This window comes from Affinundibacterium nitidum (assembly GCF_014284155.1).
Taxonomy (GTDB): domain Bacteria; phylum Pseudomonadota; class Gammaproteobacteria; order Burkholderiales; family Burkholderiaceae_D; genus Undibacterium; species Undibacterium nitidum.
Genome location: NZ_JACOFZ010000003.1, coordinates 1 through 17,411, shown reverse-complemented (window position 1 = coordinate 17,411; position 17,411 = coordinate 1). Strand labels below are relative to the sequence as shown.

The 17,411-nt window shown below is 47.7% G+C and carries 16 protein-coding genes; 11 read left to right on the top strand and 5 right to left on the bottom strand.

Translation table 11 applies throughout. The annotated features are described in order from the left end of the window. Positions 1–228: 228 nt before the first annotated feature. From gatB to gatC, 3 genes are all read right to left on the bottom strand, one after another. A complete protein-coding gene (gatB, locus tag H8K36_RS10045) occupies positions 229–1,761 on the bottom strand; it encodes an Asp-tRNA(Asn)/Glu-tRNA(Gln) amidotransferase subunit GatB (protein ID WP_255423135.1) in 1,533 nt (510 codons plus the stop codon). A gap of 96 nt (positions 1,762–1,857) precedes the next feature. Beyond that, on the bottom strand, positions 1,858–3,312 hold the full coding sequence (gene gatA / locus H8K36_RS10040) for an Asp-tRNA(Asn)/Glu-tRNA(Gln) amidotransferase subunit GatA (RefSeq protein ID WP_186916614.1): 1,455 nt from the start codon (positions 3,310–3,312) through the stop codon (positions 1,858–1,860). Positions 3,313–3,447: 135 nt separating this feature from the next. Then, positions 3,448–3,750, bottom strand: coding sequence for an Asp-tRNA(Asn)/Glu-tRNA(Gln) amidotransferase subunit GatC (gatC, locus tag H8K36_RS10035; protein ID WP_186916615.1), 303 nt, complete (start codon positions 3,748–3,750; stop codon positions 3,448–3,450). Between the two features lie 481 nt (positions 3,751–4,231). Here gatC and H8K36_RS10030 point away from each other — a divergent pair, with 481 nt between their 5' ends. The 6 genes from H8K36_RS10030 to H8K36_RS10005 all read left to right on the top strand — a co-directional run bounded on the left by H8K36_RS10030 (position 4,232) and on the right by H8K36_RS10005 (position 11,380). Next, the gene (locus H8K36_RS10030; protein ID WP_186916616.1) at positions 4,232–5,275 is read left to right on the top strand and encodes a rod shape-determining protein; all 1,044 of its coding nucleotides are present in this window, start codon (positions 4,232–4,234) and stop codon (positions 5,273–5,275) included. A gap of 220 nt (positions 5,276–5,495) precedes the next feature. Then, positions 5,496–6,572: a rod shape-determining protein MreC gene (mreC, locus tag H8K36_RS10025; RefSeq protein ID WP_186916617.1), complete on the top strand. Its 1,077-nt coding sequence runs from the start codon at positions 5,496–5,498 to the stop codon at positions 6,570–6,572. Between the two features lie 4 nt (positions 6,573–6,576). Next, positions 6,577–7,095 carry a rod shape-determining protein MreD gene (gene mreD / locus H8K36_RS10020; RefSeq protein ID WP_186916618.1) on the top strand — a complete coding sequence of 173 codons (519 nt, stop codon included), beginning with the start codon at positions 6,577–6,579 and terminating at the stop codon, positions 7,093–7,095. 25 nt (positions 7,096–7,120) lie between these two features. Beyond that, positions 7,121–9,166 carry a penicillin-binding protein 2 gene (mrdA, locus tag H8K36_RS10015; RefSeq protein WP_186916619.1) on the top strand — a complete coding sequence of 682 codons (2,046 nt, stop codon included), beginning with the start codon at positions 7,121–7,123 and terminating at the stop codon, positions 9,164–9,166. Between the two features lies 1 nt (position 9,167). Then, a complete protein-coding gene (gene rodA, locus H8K36_RS10010) occupies positions 9,168–10,277 on the top strand; it encodes a rod shape-determining protein RodA (protein WP_186916620.1) in 1,110 nt (369 codons plus the stop codon). Next, positions 10,277–11,380 (top strand): septal ring lytic transglycosylase RlpA family protein, encoded by a 1,104-nt coding sequence (locus H8K36_RS10005; RefSeq protein ID WP_186916621.1) that lies wholly within the window; start codon positions 10,277–10,279, stop codon positions 11,378–11,380. Before rodA ends, H8K36_RS10005 begins: the two co-directional genes overlap by 1 nt. 12 nt (positions 11,381–11,392) lie before the next feature. On the opposite strand, the gene rsmI is transcribed toward H8K36_RS10005, so the two are convergent. Beyond that, positions 11,393–12,304, bottom strand: coding sequence for a 16S rRNA (cytidine(1402)-2'-O)-methyltransferase (gene rsmI / locus H8K36_RS10000; protein ID WP_186916622.1), 912 nt, complete (start codon positions 12,302–12,304; stop codon positions 11,393–11,395). Between the two features lie 46 nt (positions 12,305–12,350). Here rsmI and H8K36_RS09995 point away from each other — a divergent pair, with 46 nt between their 5' ends. The 5 genes from H8K36_RS09995 to H8K36_RS09975 all read left to right on the top strand — a co-directional run bounded on the left by H8K36_RS09995 (position 12,351) and on the right by H8K36_RS09975 (position 16,834). Continuing rightward, a complete protein-coding gene (locus H8K36_RS09995) occupies positions 12,351–12,737 on the top strand; it encodes a YraN family protein (protein ID WP_186916623.1) in 387 nt (128 codons plus the stop codon). Positions 12,738–12,881: 144 nt separating this feature from the next. Then, entirely contained in the window at positions 12,882–13,478 is a 597-nt protein-coding gene (locus H8K36_RS09990) for a phosphoheptose isomerase (protein WP_186916624.1), read from the top strand. Beyond that, on the top strand, positions 13,471–14,145 hold the full coding sequence (locus H8K36_RS09985; protein ID WP_186916625.1) for a BON domain-containing protein: 675 nt from the start codon (positions 13,471–13,473) through the stop codon (positions 14,143–14,145). Before H8K36_RS09990 ends, H8K36_RS09985 begins: the two co-directional genes overlap by 8 nt. Positions 14,146–14,216: 71 nt before the next feature. Next, positions 14,217–14,804 carry a LemA family protein gene (locus H8K36_RS09980; protein WP_186916626.1) on the top strand — a complete coding sequence of 196 codons (588 nt, stop codon included), beginning with the start codon at positions 14,217–14,219 and terminating at the stop codon, positions 14,802–14,804. A gap of 35 nt (positions 14,805–14,839) precedes the next feature. Beyond that, positions 14,840–16,834, top strand: coding sequence for a M48 family metallopeptidase (locus H8K36_RS09975; RefSeq protein ID WP_186916627.1), 1,995 nt, complete (start codon positions 14,840–14,842; stop codon positions 16,832–16,834). Positions 16,835–16,916: 82 nt separating this feature from the next. Here H8K36_RS09975 and H8K36_RS09970 read toward each other — a convergent pair. Further along, on the bottom strand, positions 16,917–17,411 hold a 495-nt coding region (locus tag H8K36_RS09970), incomplete at its 5' end, for an IS3 family transposase (protein WP_186920446.1).

The following is a 17,411-nucleotide window of genomic DNA, read 5'->3' as shown; positions in this document are numbered from 1 at the left end:
CTTGTTTTAGTACCATGAGAGAAAGGGTGAGGAAACATTCCTCACCCTTTTTCATTGTCGCCATCCGTTCTTTAAGCCTGAATGCCGTTCCGTTAAACGCATAAGTTCAAGGACTGTCGTTCCCGCGCAGGCGGGAATCTAGTGGCGTAAATGCCTAAAGACACTGGATCCCTGCCTTCGCAGGGATGACATGAAGAATTATTGAGCATAACTGAACTGCATTACTTTTTAAGCATGCAGCTTTTTCTTCAAAAGCTCATTGACTTGCGCAGGGTTGCCTTTACCCTTGGTCGCTTTCATCGCTTGACCAACCAAGGCGTTGAAGGCTTTCTCATTACCAGCGCGGTACGCATCGACCGATTGCTGATTTGCTGCCATCACTTCATCGATAATCTTTTCGAGCGCGCCGACATCAGAAATTTGTTTCAAGCCTTTGGCATCGATCACCGCATCTGCCAAATTGTCTTCGGCGCTTGGTGCTTGCCACATTGCTGCGAACACTTCTTTTGCAATCTTGTTGGAGATCGTACCGTCAGTAATTCGTTGTAGGAGTAAAGCGAGTTGCGCTGCTGTTACCGGAATTTGTGCAATCTCTATACCTTCACGATTGAGCGTAGAAGAGACATCACCCATTAACCAGTTGGCGATTTGTTTGGCTTGCGCTGCCTTGTCACCTGCTGGGCTTGCCGCCAGCGCTGCTTCAAAATACGCTGCCATGGCTTTCGATTGCGTGACGATCATTGCATCATAGTCAGATAAACCAAACTGCTCTGTGAAGCGCGCACGCATCGCTGTAGGCAATTCAGGCATGGTGCTGCGCACTTGCTCTACCCATTCGCGACTAATGCGCAGTGGCGGCAGATCTGGGTCTGGGAAATAGCGATAATCTTGTGAATCTTCTTTACTGCGCATGGAGCGCGTTTCTTTGCGATCAGGGTCGTATAAACGTGTTTCTTGTACGACCGTGCCGCCGTCTTCAATTAATTCAATCTGACGACGCACTTCGATATTGATGGCATCTTCCAAGAATCGGAAAGAGTTGAGATTTTTGATTTCGCAACGCGTACCAAATTCTTTTTGACCAACTGGGCGAACCGAGACGTTGGCGTCGCAACGGAAGGAACCTTCTTGCATATTGCCATCGCAAATGTCGAGCCATACGACCAGCGAGTGCAAAGCTTTAGCGTAAGCGACTGCTTCAGCCGCGCTACGCATGACGGGCTCGGTGACGATTTCAAGCAAAGGTGTGCCTGCACGATTGAGGTCGATACCCGTCATGCCTTGGTAGTCTTCGTGCAGAGATTTGCCCGCGTCTTCTTCGAGGTGAGCGCGTGTCAGTTCAATGACTTTGACTTCAGACTTGCCATCTTTCTCAACGACGCAAGTAACAGTGCCGCCTTGTACTACAGGAATTTCAAATTGACTGATCTGATAACCCTTCGGCAAATCAGGGTAGAAATAATTTTTACGCGCAAAAATCGATTCCGGGGCGATAGTCGCGCCCACTGCTAAACCAAATTGAATCGCCTTCTCAACAGCACCTTTATTCATGACCGGCAACACGCCAGGCAAGGCTAAATCGACTGGGCTGGCTTGTGTATTCGGTTCTGCACCAAACTGAATGGAAGAACCACTAAAAATTTTTGAATTCGTTTTGAGTTGGGCGTGAGTCTCAAAACCGATAACGACTTCCCATTGCATATTGCATTCCTTTTTGAATCTACTCGATTCCGCTGAATTGTTCTCTGTACACTTCTGCAGCGCGGGTTTCAACCGCCCTGCGTATTCTTTTTCTTTACGTTCTCGCCCTTCGAAACGGGAAGCGCCAACGCAAAGGACTCAACACAAAGCGCGCAATTACACAGGCGCTTTGCTGTGCCAATCGGTCGCTTGCTGGAACTGATGGGCAACGTTCAATAGCTTCGCTTCCGCAAAATAATTGCCGATGATTTGCAAGCCAACCGGGCGCTTACTATTCTTTTCACCTTGACCAAAACCACAAGGAATTGACATACCCGGCAAACCTGCCAAGCTGGTCGACAGCGTGAAAATGTCGGCCAAATAGTTAGCGACCGGATCATCCGATTTGGCACCTAAATCCCAAGCAACGGTTGGCGCTACAGGGCCCATGATGACGTCACATTGTTCGAAAGCGGCTTGGAAATCTTGGGCGATTAAGCGACGAATCTTCTGTGCTTGTAAATAGTAGGCATCGTAATAGCCATGTGATAGAACATAAGCGCCAGTCAAAATGCGGCGTTTGACTTCATCACCAAAACCTTCAGTGCGTGTCTTGCGATACATATCGTTGAGATCTTTATATTCGGTTGCGCGATGACCGTAACGCACACCATCAAAACGACTCAAGTTAGAGGAAGCTTCTGCTGGAGCGATGATGTAATACACTGGGATCGACAACTCTGTTTTTGGTAAGGAGATGTCGACTAATGTGGCGCCGAGTTTTTCGTATTCACTTAAGGCTGCACGCACCGCTTGTTCAACATCACTGGCTAGACCCGCACCAAAAAATTCTCGTGGCACGCCTATGCGTAGGCCTTTAATCGATTGATTCAAGTCGCGTGAAAAATCTTCCTTATCGCGTGTGACGCTGGTTGAATCTTTCTCATCAAAACCAACCATGGTATTCAATAATAAACTGCAGTCTTCGGCCGTTTGCGCCATCGGGCCACCCTGATCGAGCGAAGAGGCAAAGGCAATCATACCGAAGCGAGAAACACTGCCATAGGTAGGTTTGATGCCTGTGACGCCACAAAACGCTGCGGGCTGGCGAATCGAGCCGCCAGTATCCGTGCCTGTAACTGCAGGCGCTAAACGGGCGGCAATCGCAGCAGCAGAACCACCAGAAGAACCACCTGGAACAGCAGTGATATCCCATGGGTTTTTGACGGCCCCAAAGTAGGAATTTTCATTGCTCGAACCCATCGCGAATTCATCGCAATTGAGTTTGCCGAGCGTGACAGTGCCAGCGCGTTTGAAATGCTCAACCACTGTCGCATCAAATGGACTGACATAATTTTCCAGCATTTTTGAGCCTGCTGTTGAGCGCCAGTCGCGTGTCACGAAGATGTCTTTGTGGGCGATAGGAATGCCAGTCAAGGCTGTGATGTCGCCGCTAGCGATGCGCTGATCTGCAGCGGCTGCCTGCGCTAGGGTCAGTGCTGGGTCGACATGGGTGAAAGCATTTAAGGTATCTGCTTGAATACGGCCCAAATAGTGCTGTGCGAGTTCGCTCGCCGAAACTTGTTTACTCTGCAGCATGGCAGAGAGTTGCTTTAAGGTGTGCTTATGCATAATTAACTCAATGAATTCAATTTTGTGCTGCTAGATCTTGCCAGCCTAGCCTCATGTTCGGTCTATACAGTTCTCTACCATGGTAGAAATTGGCCGGCATTTGCGCGAACCACTCTGTATGTGTAGTTCAAACGATTATTCAATCACTTTCGGTACTAGGTAGAGTCCGTCTTGCGTCGCTGGCGCTACCTTTTGATATTCGTCGCGATGATTCGATTCGGTAATCGCGTCTTCGCGCAGCCTTAAAGAAAACTCAGGTAACTGTGCAGAAAGTGGATGACTTAAAGGCGCAACTCCCGATGTGTCGATCGATTTCAATTGCTCGGCGATAGAGAAAAATCCGTTGAGCTTATTGAGCGTATTATTTGCTTCTTCGTCGCTAAGTTCGAGTCGTGCCAAATTGGCGATACGTTTCACATCGTTGAGTTCTAATGACATGGTTGTTTGCACCCGTGGGGCGTTCAAAAAGTAGTGTTAAAAAAGTAGTTGAGATAGTAAAAAGCAAACTACGAGAAAAGCGATTTAGGCGGTATTTTGATGAAATATTTCCAAATTGCAACCTGCGTTTTTCTGGTTGAAAAAGCCCGCATTGAATTTGAGAGATTACCTATGATTTCTAGGATTATAAGGTAGAATGTCGGGTTAATACTCTTAAAATCGCCGAAGATGCCATGTTTGGCAAAGCCAAGCGAAGTTTAAGTTGATAAACGGAAAGAGGCTGTGTTGAAAACCTGGTTTCGCATCTGGTCTTCATTTGCATTCATTTGCTTAGACATTCATGTAAAAAGCATCAATTTCTAGCAAAAGATCCACAGTGGGCCTGATGCCAACGCTTTGTTTATCGGCGGGAGTGAAAAGATTCGGTGCGAAATCCTCGTGCCATTGGACAAATTAGTAAATTAGCGACAACAAGGATTTTATGTTCGGTTTTTTTCGTAGTTATCTTTCTAACGATTTGGCGATTGACTTAGGTACAGCCAATACTTTGATTTACGTGCGTGGCCAGGGCATCGTGTTGGACGAGCCTTCCGTTGTCGCGATTCGCCAAGAAGGCGGCCCTAACGGCAAGAAAACAATTCAAGCCGTCGGTAAAGAAGCGAAACAGATGCTGGGTAAAGTACCTGGCAACATCGAAGCGATTCGTCCGATGAAAGACGGCGTTATTGCCGACTTCACTGTGACTGAGCAAATGCTCAAGCAGTTCATCCGCATGGTGCATGACACTAAGTTCTTCAAACCATCTCCACGCATCATCATCTGCGTTCCTTGCGGTTCTACCCAAGTTGAACGTCGCGCGATTCGTGAATCTGCTTTGGGCGCTGGTGCTTCTCAAGTGTATTTGATCGAAGAGCCAATGGCAGCAGCGATCGGTGCTGGTTTGCCAGTATCTGACGCAACCGGCTCCATGGTCGTCGATATCGGTGGTGGTACTACTGAAGTGGGCGTGATCTCCTTGGGCGGTATGGTCTACAAAGGTTCTGTGCGCGTTGGTGGTGATAAGTTTGATGAAGCGATCGTTAACTACATCCGCCGTAACTACGGCATGTTGATCGGTGAACAAACTGCTGAAGCAATCAAGAAAACGATCGGTTCTGCTTTCCCTGGTTCTGAAATCAAGGAAATGGAAGTCAAAGGTCGTAACCTGTCTGAAGGTATTCCACGTTCCTTCACAATCTCTAGTAACGAGATCTTGGAAGCCTTGACTGATCCATTGAATAACATCGTTTCAGCTGTGAAAAACGCGTTGGAACAAACTCCCCCAGAACTCGGTGCTGACATCGCTGAAAAAGGCATGATGTTGACCGGCGGTGGCGCTTTGTTGCGCGACTTAGATCGTCTCTTGATGGAAGAAACTGGCTTGCCAGTGTTGGTCGCTGAAGAACCATTGACCTGCGTGGTACGTGGTTCTGGTATGGCATTAGAACGTATGGACAAATTGGGCTCTTTGTTTTCTTACGAATAATTCGTTTGAGAAACAAATGCGCAATGGACTTGCGACGTAAATACAGTGTGAAACTGAGACGTGAAATGAGTTCATGATAAGCGAATGAGATAGCTCGCTTCGCATTTGGAAGAAGTACATAAGTACAGGAATTTGAAATGAGATCAGCAATGGCGTGATCTCATTTCAGTTTTCTTATTTCAGTTGTTCTATCAATGTTCTAGGCTTAGCATCGTCACTTATGCAACATAGTCCACCACCACTGTTTAAACAAGGCGCGTCCGCACGCGTTAAGGTGGCCTTTTTCACTGTCTTTTCTATCTGCCTGTTACTGGTTGACTCTCGGATGAAGTCACTCGGTCCATTGCGTCAAGTAGTGGGTACGGCACTTTATCCTCTACAAATGCTGGCACTGGCACCGCGCGATGCGATGTCGAATATGTCGAATTATTTCGCTTCGACTAGTACGCTACAAAAAGAAGTAGAAACTTTAAAACTGCAGCAAATTAAAAACGCAGAAAGCTTGCATCAAAATGTGGCTTTGACCACAGAGAATGCACAGTTACGACGCCTGTTGGAACTGAAAACCAAGACGACTTCGAAGTCGTTGATGGCAGAAATTTTGTACGATGCACGTGATGAAGTTACCCGTAAGATTGTGTTAAATCGTGGCGCTACTCACGGTATTGCGTTGAGCCAGCCCGTGATTGATGAGCGTGGCGTGGTCGGGCAGGTCACCCGTGTTTTTCCACTCACCTGTGAAGTGACCTTGCTCTCCGATAAAAATCAAGCCATTCCAGTCATGGTCGAACGCAATGGTCTGCGTAGCGTGGTGACCGGCCGTGGCCGCTCTCCGTTTCTTGAAATGCGTGTGACGACCAACGCTGATGTGAAAATTGGTGATGTTTTGGTGACCTCAGGTATTGATGGTGTTTATCCTGAAGGTTTGCAAGTGGCGAAAGTTGCGCAAGTCGACAATAAGGCCACCACGACGTTTGAAACAGTTTTACTCTCGCCTTCGGCTGGGGTTGAGCACCATAAACAATTATTAGTGCTATTGGTTGATACGAGTTCGATTGCACCGCCCGAGTCGGAAGATGTACGCGCGAAGAAAGAGAAAATAAATCGACGCGTCACTCGTGATGCCAGTAAAGACGCCGTCAAAGAGGGTGCTCCGGTTGATTTCAAACGCGTTGAAGGCAGTGCGAGTCAAGCAGTCAGTAATGGCGCAGTAACGGCGACTCCCGCATCTGCACCCGCTTCGTCATCATTAGCCACTCCCGCAAGTACCGCGGCTGTTGCCAAACGCAAGGAGTGAGTTGATGAATCATCCTCAATACATTTTACAACCGGTCAATCCGATATTTATTATCTTTAGCCTGATAGTAGCTTTCGTCTTGAACCTATTGCCTTGGGGCTTCTCGGTTGGTATTCCCGATTTCGTGGCCTTGGTCTTGGTTTTTTGGAGTATTCACCAGCCGCGCAAAGTGGGGATAGGTATCGCCTTCACCATGGGTTTGTTGATGGACGTACACGATGCGGTCTACCTCGGTGAAAATGCACTCGCTTACACCTTACTTTCCTACTTTGCGATTTCGATTCATCGTCGCGTGTTGTGGTTCCCACCTTTGGTGCAGAGCTTTCAAGTATTCCCGCTCTTCCTCGGTATTTTGGTGATTAAGCTTGGCGTGCGCCTTGTGATTTCTTCAGATTCGCATTTTCCCGGTTGGCTCTATTTCTTGGAATGTGCGGTGACCACTGCGTTATGGCCAATTGCCACATGGTTACTGTTAGCACCACAACGCCGTCCAGTCGATAAAGACGAAACACGCCCAATCTAGTCACTCTTTTGCACTGAATGTTTCCATGACTGAGTTAAAAAATACCGAACGTGAACTGTATTTGTTCCGCATGCGCCTGTTGGTGATCGGTATTTTCGCGACGGTTTGTTTTTCGGTCTTGATCGGTCGATACGTTTGGCTGCAAATTGTTAAACACGAGGTATATGCGACCAAAGCTAACGAAAATCGTATTTCGGTCGTTCCTATCGTCCCCAATCGAGGTTTGATTCTTGACCGTAATGGTGTGGTCTTGGCACGTAACTTTTCCGCTTACACTTTGGAAATTACGCCGTCAAAAATTACCAAAGACATGGATGTACTAATCGACGAGCTCTCTGCCTTGGTCGATATTCAACCCAAGCATCGTAAGCGTCTGCGCAAACTGATGGAAGAATCAAAGAGTTTCGAGAGCTTGCCGATTCGTACTCGTTTGTCCGATGAAGAAGTAGCGCGCTTCACGGCGCAACGTTTTCGCTTTCCTGGCGTTGAAATTCAAGCACGTTTGTTCCGTCAATATCCTTTGGGTGAAACGGCATCGCATGTGATCGGCTACATCGGTCGTATCAATAAGAAAGAAGCTGAAAATCTTGACGATAGCGAAGATGCCGCCAACTACAAAGGTACGCTGTATATCGGTAAAGAAGGTTTAGAGAAAAGTTACGAAAAGATGTTGCATGGTGTGACCGGTGTGGAGGAGGTTGAAATCTCTGCTGGAGGTCGAGCTGTCAGAACACTTTCGCGTACGGCACCAAACTCCGGCAAGAATCTTATTCTTTCGGTCGATATCGAATTGCAGAAAGTGATCGAAGAAGCGTTTGGGGATAGGCGTGGTGCAATGGTGGCGATTGAGCCAGAAACGGGCGATGTCTTAGCTTTCGTGTCCAAACCCACCTTTGATCCTAACTTGTTCGTTGAAGGCATTGACCAGCAAAGCTGGCATGAGCTCAATACCTCAGAAGACATTCCCCTCTTAAATCGCCCACTAACAGGCGCATACGCACCGGGCTCAACTTATAAACCCTTCATGGCGCTGTTAGCGCTTGAATCAGGTAAGCGCACGGCAGCACAAGCGATTTCGGATCCAGGATATTTTGTTTTCGGTAATCACACGTTTAACGACGATAAAGTCGGCGGCCACGGCATGGTGGATATGTATCGCGCGGTGGTGCATTCCTGCGATACGTATTTTTATCAATTAGCGAATGATCTTGGCGTCGACGTGATGCATGACTTCATGAAGCAATTTGGTCTGGGCCAGATCACTGGCATTGATTTGGAAAATGAACGTCGTGGCCTATTACCGTCGAGTGAATGGAAACGCAAAGCCTTCAAAAAGCCCGCGCAACAACGGTGGATTTTGGGTGACACGATTTCTTTGGGGATCGGACAAGGACAGAACACTTTTACGCCTTTGCAGATGGCACATGCGATGGCGACTCTCGTAAATGGCGGCATCGTGATGAAGCCACATCTGGTCAAGATTATCGAAGACCCACATTCGAAAGAGCGCGTGTTGACGGTACCAAAAGAGAGTGCACGTATCCCGCTCAAACCAGAGAATATCGAAATCATTAAACATGCGATGGTCGGTGTGTCGAAAGAGGGTACCGGGCGTACTGCCTTTTTAAATGCTGAATATGTGGCCGGAGGTAAGACTGGAACTGCGCAGGTTATTGGTATGAAAAAGGGTGAAAAATACGATGCCAGCAAAATCGCGGAGCGTTATCGTGATCATGCTTGGTACATTTCATTTGCGCCGGCTGACAAACCTAAAATCGCTGTCGCCATTATTGTTGAAAATGGCGGTAAAGGTGCTGCGGCTGCTGCGCCTATCGTGCGTAAGGCATTTGACTACTTCTTATTGGGCAAACGTCCAGACGATAAAGCGAAAGCGATGGCAGCCGCTCAGGCGGCCGCCGCTGTAGAAAATGATGAAATTGATGATGCTTTGCCACCGAGTAAATTAGTTACACCACCAGCGTCTGCCCCAGCGACCTCTGCTTCCCTGCCGATGGCTGCACCAGCAACACCAGCCTCGGTTCCAGCAACGAATCCTGTAAAGAGGAAGTGACATGGAAAATAAATCCGTCTACTGGCAACGCTTTCGTGCTTACTTTATGGTGTTTGATGTGCCACTGGCGATCTTGATTTTCTTGATTGTCAGCACGGGTATTGTGACCATGTATTCGGCTGGTATCGATTTTCCTGGACGTCTCGAAAATCATCTACGCAATATTGTGATCGCCTTCTTTGTGATGTGGTTTATTGCGAACGTGCCACCACAAACCTTGATGCGTTTTGCCATCCCTATTTATGCAGTGGGTGTTTCCTTGCTGATTGCTGTTGCGTTGTTTGGAGTCATTAAAAAAGGTGCGCGTCGTTGGTTGCATATTGGTTTTGATATTCAACCGTCTGAGATTCTGAAGATCGCGGTACCTCTGATGTTGGCGTGGTATTTTCAAAAACGCGAAGGTACTTTGCGCTGGAAGGATTTCGGTGTAGCTGCGTTGATATTGGCGATTCCGCTTGGCTTAATCGTGAAGCAGCCAGACCTAGGGACGGCATTATTGGTCGGTGCGGTCGGCTTCACCGTGATTTTTTTAGCGGGCCTATCATGGCGCTTGTTGATTGGTTTATTTCTCGCGGCGTTGATCCTTGTCCCAACTGTGGTTTGGCCACGCTTACATGATTATCAAAAAGATCGTGTCATGATTATGCTCGACCCCACCAAAGATGCGCTTGGTAAAGGCTTTCATATCATCCAGTCGATTATTGCTGTCGGTTCGGGTGGAACGACAGGGAAGGGTTGGAAGAATGGGACCCAGTCGCATCTTGAATTCATTCCCGAACATACGACCGATTTTATTTCGGCGGTTTATCTCGAAGAGTTTGGTTTTTTCGGTAGTCTATTTCTGGTGACACTGTATTTCTTGGTGGTGGTGCGCGGCCTGATGATCGCCGCCAACGCGCCGACCATGTTTGCACGCCTGATGGCGGGCGCCGTCACAGCAATTTTCTTCACCTATGCCTTCGTGAATTTGGGCATGGTGGTTGGCATCTTACCGGTGGTGGGTGTGCCATTACCTTTTGTGAGTTTTGGCGGTACAGCGATGATGACCTTAGGCATGGGACTCGGTATTTTGATGAGCGTGCAGCATCATCGAGGATTGATGAAGTCTTGATGCAATTCATTTGTCGATTATCTGCTGTTGCATTAGTATTGGCTCTGGGCGCGTGTTCAAGTGCGCCGAAAGTCGCCCCTAAGCCTGCTGGCAAACCAATTGCGAGTAAGCCTGACAGTAGTTCTGTTGCAGGTGAAAAACCCGCTAGTCCGAATAGCAGCCCTAGCCGTGGTGGATACTATCAAGACGATGGTCCCGGTGAAAATATACCCGCTAATTTAGATAAAACGCCCGACCCAGTGCCGACGCTTGAGCCTTATTCTCGGACCGGCAATAAACCGTATCAAGTGTTCGGTAAAACCTATACACCGCTAAATGACAATATCACGCCGTTCAAGCAACGCGGTATCGCTAGTTGGTATGGTAAGAAGTTTCATGGCAAGCGAACCTCATCAGGTGAACCTTATGATATGTTTAAGATCACCGCTGCGCATCCTATTTTGCCTATACCCTCGTATGCACGCGTCACTAATGTCGCCAACGGTAAGCAGATTATTGTGCGCATCAATGATCGTGGCCCTTTCCATTCTAATCGTGTCATGGACTTGTCTTACACAGCCGCACTCAAATTAGGCTACATCGGCAAGGGAAGTAGCGAGATTGAGATCGAACGCCTATTGCCCGAAGATATCGCGCGTATGGCGGAGAATCGCAAGAATCAAATCGCCCAAACAGAGCAGAGTGCGGCGGACAATTCTTTGGCCGCAGATAAAGCCGTCGAGCGTGAGCGTCAGGTTCTCATCGACAAAGCGAAGTTGGATAAGAATCTCAATTCAAAGATTGCCGAGAAAAGTGTTTCGGGTAATGAAATGCAAGCAAATGCGAACTCAGTGATTTCGCAGACCAAGCCAGTTGAGGCTGCTTCCGCTTTCTATTTGCAATTTGCTGCTTTTGGTATCCGTGCCAATGCAGAAATGAGCCGAGATCAACTCCAACAGAAAATCCGAGACCAGATCGGTTCGCTCGATTTAGTCTTCGAGATCATTCAGCAGGGGAATCTCTATCGCTTACAAGCCGGACCTTTTGCAAATCGTATTGATGCGCAAACCATGTTGGAAAAAATTGGCAATGCAGTGGCCAAGCCAATTATTGTGCAGCGCTAAGTTAAGTTTTGTTTACTCTTCGTCTGCCTTCATGTCTAAGGCAATTTGATACAGAGCATTTTTCTTTTTGCCTGTGATTTGCGCCGCTAGATTGGCAGCTTGTTTGACGGAGAGTTCCTCAAGAAGTATGGTCAGTACCCGTTTTGCCTCAAGTAGATCGTCGGCATCGGCCTCTGGCATACCTTCCACCAACACCACATATTCACCTTTTTCGCGGTGCGCATCTTGCGCCAACCAGTCGGCTGCTTCACCTAGGCTGCAGCGATGAATTTCCTCAAATAACTTGGTGACTTCACGGGCAAACACGATGCGTCGGTCGGGACCAAAGTTTTCTAATAACGCTTTCGTACTTTCCATAATACGATGCGGTGCTTCGTAAAAAATCAGTGTCGCAGGGATGGCGACCAAAGATTGTAAACAAGTGTCGCGCTGTCCAGCTTTGCTTGGGAGAAAACCGACGAAGTAGAAGCGATCATTAATTAAGCCGCTGGCGGAGAGGGCGCTAATCGCTGCAGATGCGCCTGGTAATGGTGAGACTCGTAAACCTGCCTTGCGTACGGCATCCACAATGATGGCACCTGGATCCGATACCGCCGGTGTTCCCGCATCCGATACTAGTGCGATACGTTCACCCGCTTCTAGTCTTTGAATTATTTTCTCCGCTACTTCATGCTCATTATGCATATGCGCTGCGATCAGCGGTTTATGCAGACCATAGCGTGTTAGCAGTTGCGCGGTATTGCGTGTATCTTCGCAAGCGACAGCATCAGCGATCTGCAAAACATGCAAAGCGCGTAAAGAGATATCCGCACTATTGCCAATAGGTGTTGCAATAATATACAGAGTCGCGTTAGGATAAGTCTGCTGATGGACAGACTCAAACAGAGCACTAGGATTAAACGTCGCAGCAGATTCTTGGCTCATGACGGGAGATGAATGATGAAGATCAAAGATTCAGGGATTGTACGCTATGCCAGAGTCAAATTGGCTGACTAAACGCTTAGCAGCGATTCGCACCCCCAAACAGCGTAGTGGAGATGCCGCTGAAGAGCGCGCTTTGGTGTATTTACAAGCGCAGGGTTTGCAATTGGTGCAACGTAGTTTTCTCTGCAAGGGCGGAGAAATTGATCTGATCATGCGGGATGCAGGCTTCTTAGTCTTTGTTGAGGTCAGACAGCGGGCAGATGCTCGTTTTGGAGGCGCTATTGCTAGTGTTACTGCAGCAAAACAGAAACGCTTGATTCATGCAGCTCAAATCTATTTGCAAGGGCTACGAACTCAACCCCCATGTCGCTTTGATCTCGTCGCCATCGAAGGCGAACAGCTACAATGGCTGAAAAATATCATTTCAGCTTAGAAACTGCTGTTTTACAGTAAAATCAAGGCATGAAGCCTGCAAATCTGCAAATAACACTTTCCACATCGCATGGTAATTTCGTGAATTTATTACCTGCGGCGTTTCCGCTTAATTTACCCATCCTCACGCTATAATCCGCGCACTATGAAAAACCAACGCATCCTCTCGCACTTTCAGGAAAGTGCTGAATTAAAAATGATTTCTGCTGAATTGCTAGCGGAGCCGATTGAACAAGCAGTGGAATTGATGTTCACTGCACTCTCCAACGGTAACAAGATTTTAGCCTGTGGGAATGGCGGTTCCGCTGCTGACTGTCAGCACTTCGCTGCCGAATTGGTTGGACGTTTCGAACGCGAGCGTTTGCCACTACCCGCGATGGCGCTGACAGTAGACTCTTCGATATTAACTGCAGTCGCTAACGACTATAGCTTTCAAGAAGTCTTCGCCAAGCAAGTGCAAGCGTTTGGGCAGGCTGGAGACGTATTATTGGCGATTACGACATCGGGAAATTCAGTGAGTGTCTTGAATGCAGTGAATTCAGCATTAGAACGCGATATGCGCGTGATTGCGCTGACCGGTAAAGGCGGTGGTGAGATGAATGAGTTACTGACCGAAGCTGATGTGCATATTTGTGTACCCCATGATCGCACTGCGCGTATCCAAGAGGTACATCTGTTAACGATACATTGTTTGTGTGACGGCATTGATGCCGCTTTATTTGGAGGTGATACAGATGAATAAATCTGTGACGAAGTCTTTTGCATTGAAATCGCTAGCGAAGCCCGTACTCGTAATTAGTTTGTCTTGCGCTGCTCTGGTCAGTTTGCAAGGTTGTGTGGCGATGTTTGTCGGTGGTGCGGTAGTCGGAACGATTGCTGCAATTGATCGCCGTACACTTGGTGCGCAAACGGAAGACAAGGCTATCCTTTTAAAGGGCGAGTCTGCGATCAAGCGTGCATTAAGTGACGCGGCTCATGTCAATGTCACCAGCTATAACCGTCGCGTTTTATTAACGGGTGAAGTCCCAGACGAAGCGGCAAAGGCGACGGCAGAACGCGAAGTTCGTGCAGTCCAAGGTGTGACAGCAGTCTTGAATGAATTGGTGATTGGTAGCGCATCGAGCATCTCGTCACGTTCCAACGATGCACTGATCACGACCAAGATCAAAGCTTCTCTGGTTGACACCAAAGGGATCAATGAAAGTGCGTTCAAGGTGGTAACCGAAACCGGCAATGTTTATTTGATGGGGCGTGTCACGCAAGGCGAAGGCACAACAGCAGCGAATGTGGCAGCAGGTGTAAGTGGTGTGAAGAAAGTAACGAAGATGTTTGAATACATCACCGAAGCTGAACTCAAAGCCTTGCAGACCACCAAGAGTAAGATTGACTTGAACGAAGAACAGAAATAATTCCGAATCATTCAAGACCGTCTCAATATAAAAAGTGCGACGGTCTTTTTTTTCCAATAGGAGAATTTAACATGGGACTTATCATTACTTTAGTCGTCATTGCCGGCGTGATTTTTTGGGCAATATCCACCTATAACAGCATGGTGGCAGGGCGCAATCGTTTTAAAAATGGTTACGCACAAATCGATGTGCAACTGAAACGTCGCTATGACTTGATCCCGAATTTGGTCGAGGTCGCCAAAGGCTATATGAAGCATGAGCGCGAAACCTTGGAAGCCGTTATCCAAGCACGCAACCAAGCGGTGACAGCCAATGCGCAAGTTTCTGCCGATCCAAGCGATGCGACCGCAGTACAAGCTTTGTCTCGTTCCGAGGGGGCATTGGCATCTTCACTGGGCAAGATGTTTGCGTTGTCTGAGGCCTACCCAGATCTCAAAGCGAACGAAAACATGTTGCAGTTGACCGAAGAGTTAACCAGCACAGAAAACAAAATTTCTTTCGCACGTCAAGCTTACAACGACAGCGTAATGCAGTACAACACCTCGATCGAGCAGTTCCCGGGTAATATTTTTGCAGGCATGTTCGGTTTCAAAGCCGGTGAATTATTGCAGGCGACTGAAGCACCTGAAGAACGTAAAGCCGTTAAAGTATCTTTCTAAGAACCTGGTAAGTATCTGTCCAAGCCGAGGCCACGATGAATTTTTTCGAGCACCAAGATCAAGCACACCGTGAAAGCAAGAAACTTTTGTTCTTGTTTTTGTTAGCGGTCGTCGCCATCGTGGTCGCCGTGAATTTCGTCGCAGCCGGCTTGTGGATTTGGACCAAGGGCGGTGGACATTTTGCCGCGGTACATGTTTATCCCAAGGGATATTTTCTTGCCATTTCGATCGTGACGATCTTGGTTATTGCCGGTGGTAGTTTATTCCAGATGGCACAACTCAAGGACGGCGGTGACGCCGTTGCTGAGATGGCCGGTGGGCGTTTAGTTGATCCTAATTCGCGTGATCGACAAGAGCGCCGTTTGCTGAATATCGTAGAAGAAATGGCTTTGGCTTCAGGGATTGCCTGCCCTAAGGTTTATATTCTTGATCAAGAGGAAGCGATTAATGCTTTCGCTGCGGGCTATCATCAAAATGAAGCTGTCGTTGCAGTCACGCGCGGCACTTTGAATCGCCTCAATCGTGATGAATTACAAGGCGTGATTGGTCACGAGTTTAGCCATATTATGAATGGCGATATGCGTATGAACGTCAAGCTGATTGGCGTTTTGTTCGGCATACAGATGATCGCTGGTTTAGGCGAAATTTTGCTCAATTGGGGAGCGCGTTTTGGTTCATCTCGGAGTCGCGATGAGAAAGGCCCTTCGATCCAGTTATTAATGATCGCGCTCGGTGCAGCTTTGTTTGCGATCGGCTATATCGGCATTTTCTGCGGCCGTTTGATTAAATCGGCAGTTTCTCGTCAACGTGAATATTTGGCCGATGCGAGTGCGGTACAGTTCACTCGCAATCCAGATGGCATTGGCGGCGCTCTGAAAAAAATTGGTGGGCTGACGAAAGTTAACCAATGTGGTTCACGCATTCAAAATCCAAATGCAGAGCAGTTGTCCCACATGTTTTTGGGGGCAGCGAAACCGAGTTTGTTGTCTGGTATGTTTGCGACCCATCCACCGATTGAAACACGCTTAGAGCGTTTGTACGGCCGCCCCGTTGATTTCTTAAATGCTGATGTCATCGCTCAAGAGAGTGAGGCTGGGCAGGAAGACATGTCAAATGCGATGGGGTTTGCGGCAAATCCTATTCCGTGGACGGGTGGATCAGCTAAAGCTGAAGGAATCAATGCATCGAATCTAGCGGGCGATGTTTCCAATAGTGCGATGGCATTTCATCCTCAATTTGGCTATCAAGCGCCAGATCAAAAAATGCCAGCAGCTGAGGCTCCTAAGACTACGATTCCACAAGATATTCGTGGTGCTGCGCGCGATCCGCAAGCGGCGAGTGCTTTGGTCTATGCGCTTTTGTTAGATCGTGCTGACGCAAAAGCCTATCAAGTTCAGATCGACGTGCTGAACCGATCAGTGCCACATCTGTGTGCCATGACTACCTTGTTTTTGGAGCAGACAGAAACCTTATCCCGCGCGACGCGCTTACCCATACTCGACCTAGCGACGCCAGCCTTGCGCTCTTTGGATATTGATCAGAAAAAACAGATGATGGCTGTGGTTAGTCGTTTGATTATAGCTGATCAGACGGTCACGCAAGCAGAGTTCGTACTGCAAACGATTTTGGAACGTCGCTTGAGTGAAACGAGTGGACGTGTCGTTCCTTTACGCTACGGAAAGCTCGCAGAGTTGCCATCACAAACGGCACTGATACTGTCCTTGATGGCGCATACGCATGGAGAGCGAGCGCAGGCGGTCTTTAGTGAGGTGGCGAATCGTTTGCAAGAAGTCAGTTTGCAATCATCGGACTTCGTCGCTAAGCAAGGCATTGACTACTTTCAAGTAAAACAGTCACTAGCTCAACTTAATCAATTAGCGCCTTTGGCTAAGCCTTTTCTCATTCGAGCATTGTTACAAGTAGCTGGTGAACAATTTGAGGTTGATGCGGTTGATCTCATTAAAACCATTTGCGCCGCGATTGACTCTCCTGTACCTGAACAGGTTAATCAACAATATCCGGTGAATTAATTCGACGCAGTTATCACTCAGCGGTGGGACATAAAAAAAGGAAGATTCTGAACTGACCCCAAAAAGTTGGACAGTTTGTTAGTTATACATAGGAGGGCTGATTTCTGTATTGAACAGGACTCAGCCCTTTCAGTTTTAGTTTGATTCGCTCGTGATTATAGTAGTGAATGTATTCTTTGATGCCACGTTCAAGTTGTTCGACACTTGTGAATTTATTGAGATAAAAAAATTCCGTCTTTAAAACGGCAAAGAAACTCTCCATCGCGGCATTATCGAGACAATTACCTTTGCGCGACATACTTTGGACAAGACCCCGTGATGCTAGTGATGTTTGATATGCTTGCATGCGATACTGCCATCCTTGGTCAGAGTGCAAAATCGGTTGATCTTTTGGCGATAGCCGTTTAAAAGCCTTTTTAAGCATCGTATCAATCATTTTATAAACGGGTTTTTTTGCGGTTTCAAAGGCGATGATCTCGCCGTTAAACAGATCTAAAATGGGTGATAGATAAAGCTTCTCACCAGCGACATTAAACTCCGTCACATCCGTCGACCACTTCTGGTTCGCCACTGTTGC

Coding starts and splice junctions, on each gene's coding strand:
- gatA (WP_186916614.1), bottom strand. CDS start 3,312: ATGCATAAGCACACCTTAAAGCAACTCTCTGCCATGCTGCAGAGTAAA.
- gatC (WP_186916615.1), bottom strand. CDS start 3,750: ATGTCATTAGAACTCAACGATGTGAAACGTATCGCCAATTTGGCACGA.
- H8K36_RS10030 (WP_186916616.1), top strand. CDS start 4,232: ATGTTCGGTTTTTTTCGTAGTTATCTTTCTAACGATTTGGCGATTGAC.
- mreC (WP_186916617.1), top strand. CDS start 5,496: ATGCAACATAGTCCACCACCACTGTTTAAACAAGGCGCGTCCGCACGC.
- mreD (WP_186916618.1), top strand. CDS start 6,577: ATGAATCATCCTCAATACATTTTACAACCGGTCAATCCGATATTTATT.
- mrdA (WP_186916619.1), top strand. CDS start 7,121: ATGACTGAGTTAAAAAATACCGAACGTGAACTGTATTTGTTCCGCATG.
- rodA (WP_186916620.1), top strand. CDS start 9,168: ATGGAAAATAAATCCGTCTACTGGCAACGCTTTCGTGCTTACTTTATG.
- H8K36_RS10005 (WP_186916621.1), top strand. CDS start 10,277: ATGCAATTCATTTGTCGATTATCTGCTGTTGCATTAGTATTGGCTCTG.
- rsmI (WP_186916622.1), bottom strand. CDS start 12,304: ATGAGCCAAGAATCTGCTGCGACGTTTAATCCTAGTGCTCTGTTTGAG.
- H8K36_RS09995 (WP_186916623.1), top strand. CDS start 12,351: ATGCCAGAGTCAAATTGGCTGACTAAACGCTTAGCAGCGATTCGCACC.
- H8K36_RS09990 (WP_186916624.1), top strand. CDS start 12,882: ATGAAAAACCAACGCATCCTCTCGCACTTTCAGGAAAGTGCTGAATTA.
- H8K36_RS09985 (WP_186916625.1), top strand. CDS start 13,471: ATGAATAAATCTGTGACGAAGTCTTTTGCATTGAAATCGCTAGCGAAG.
- H8K36_RS09980 (WP_186916626.1), top strand. CDS start 14,217: ATGGGACTTATCATTACTTTAGTCGTCATTGCCGGCGTGATTTTTTGG.
- H8K36_RS09975 (WP_186916627.1), top strand. CDS start 14,840: ATGAATTTTTTCGAGCACCAAGATCAAGCACACCGTGAAAGCAAGAAA.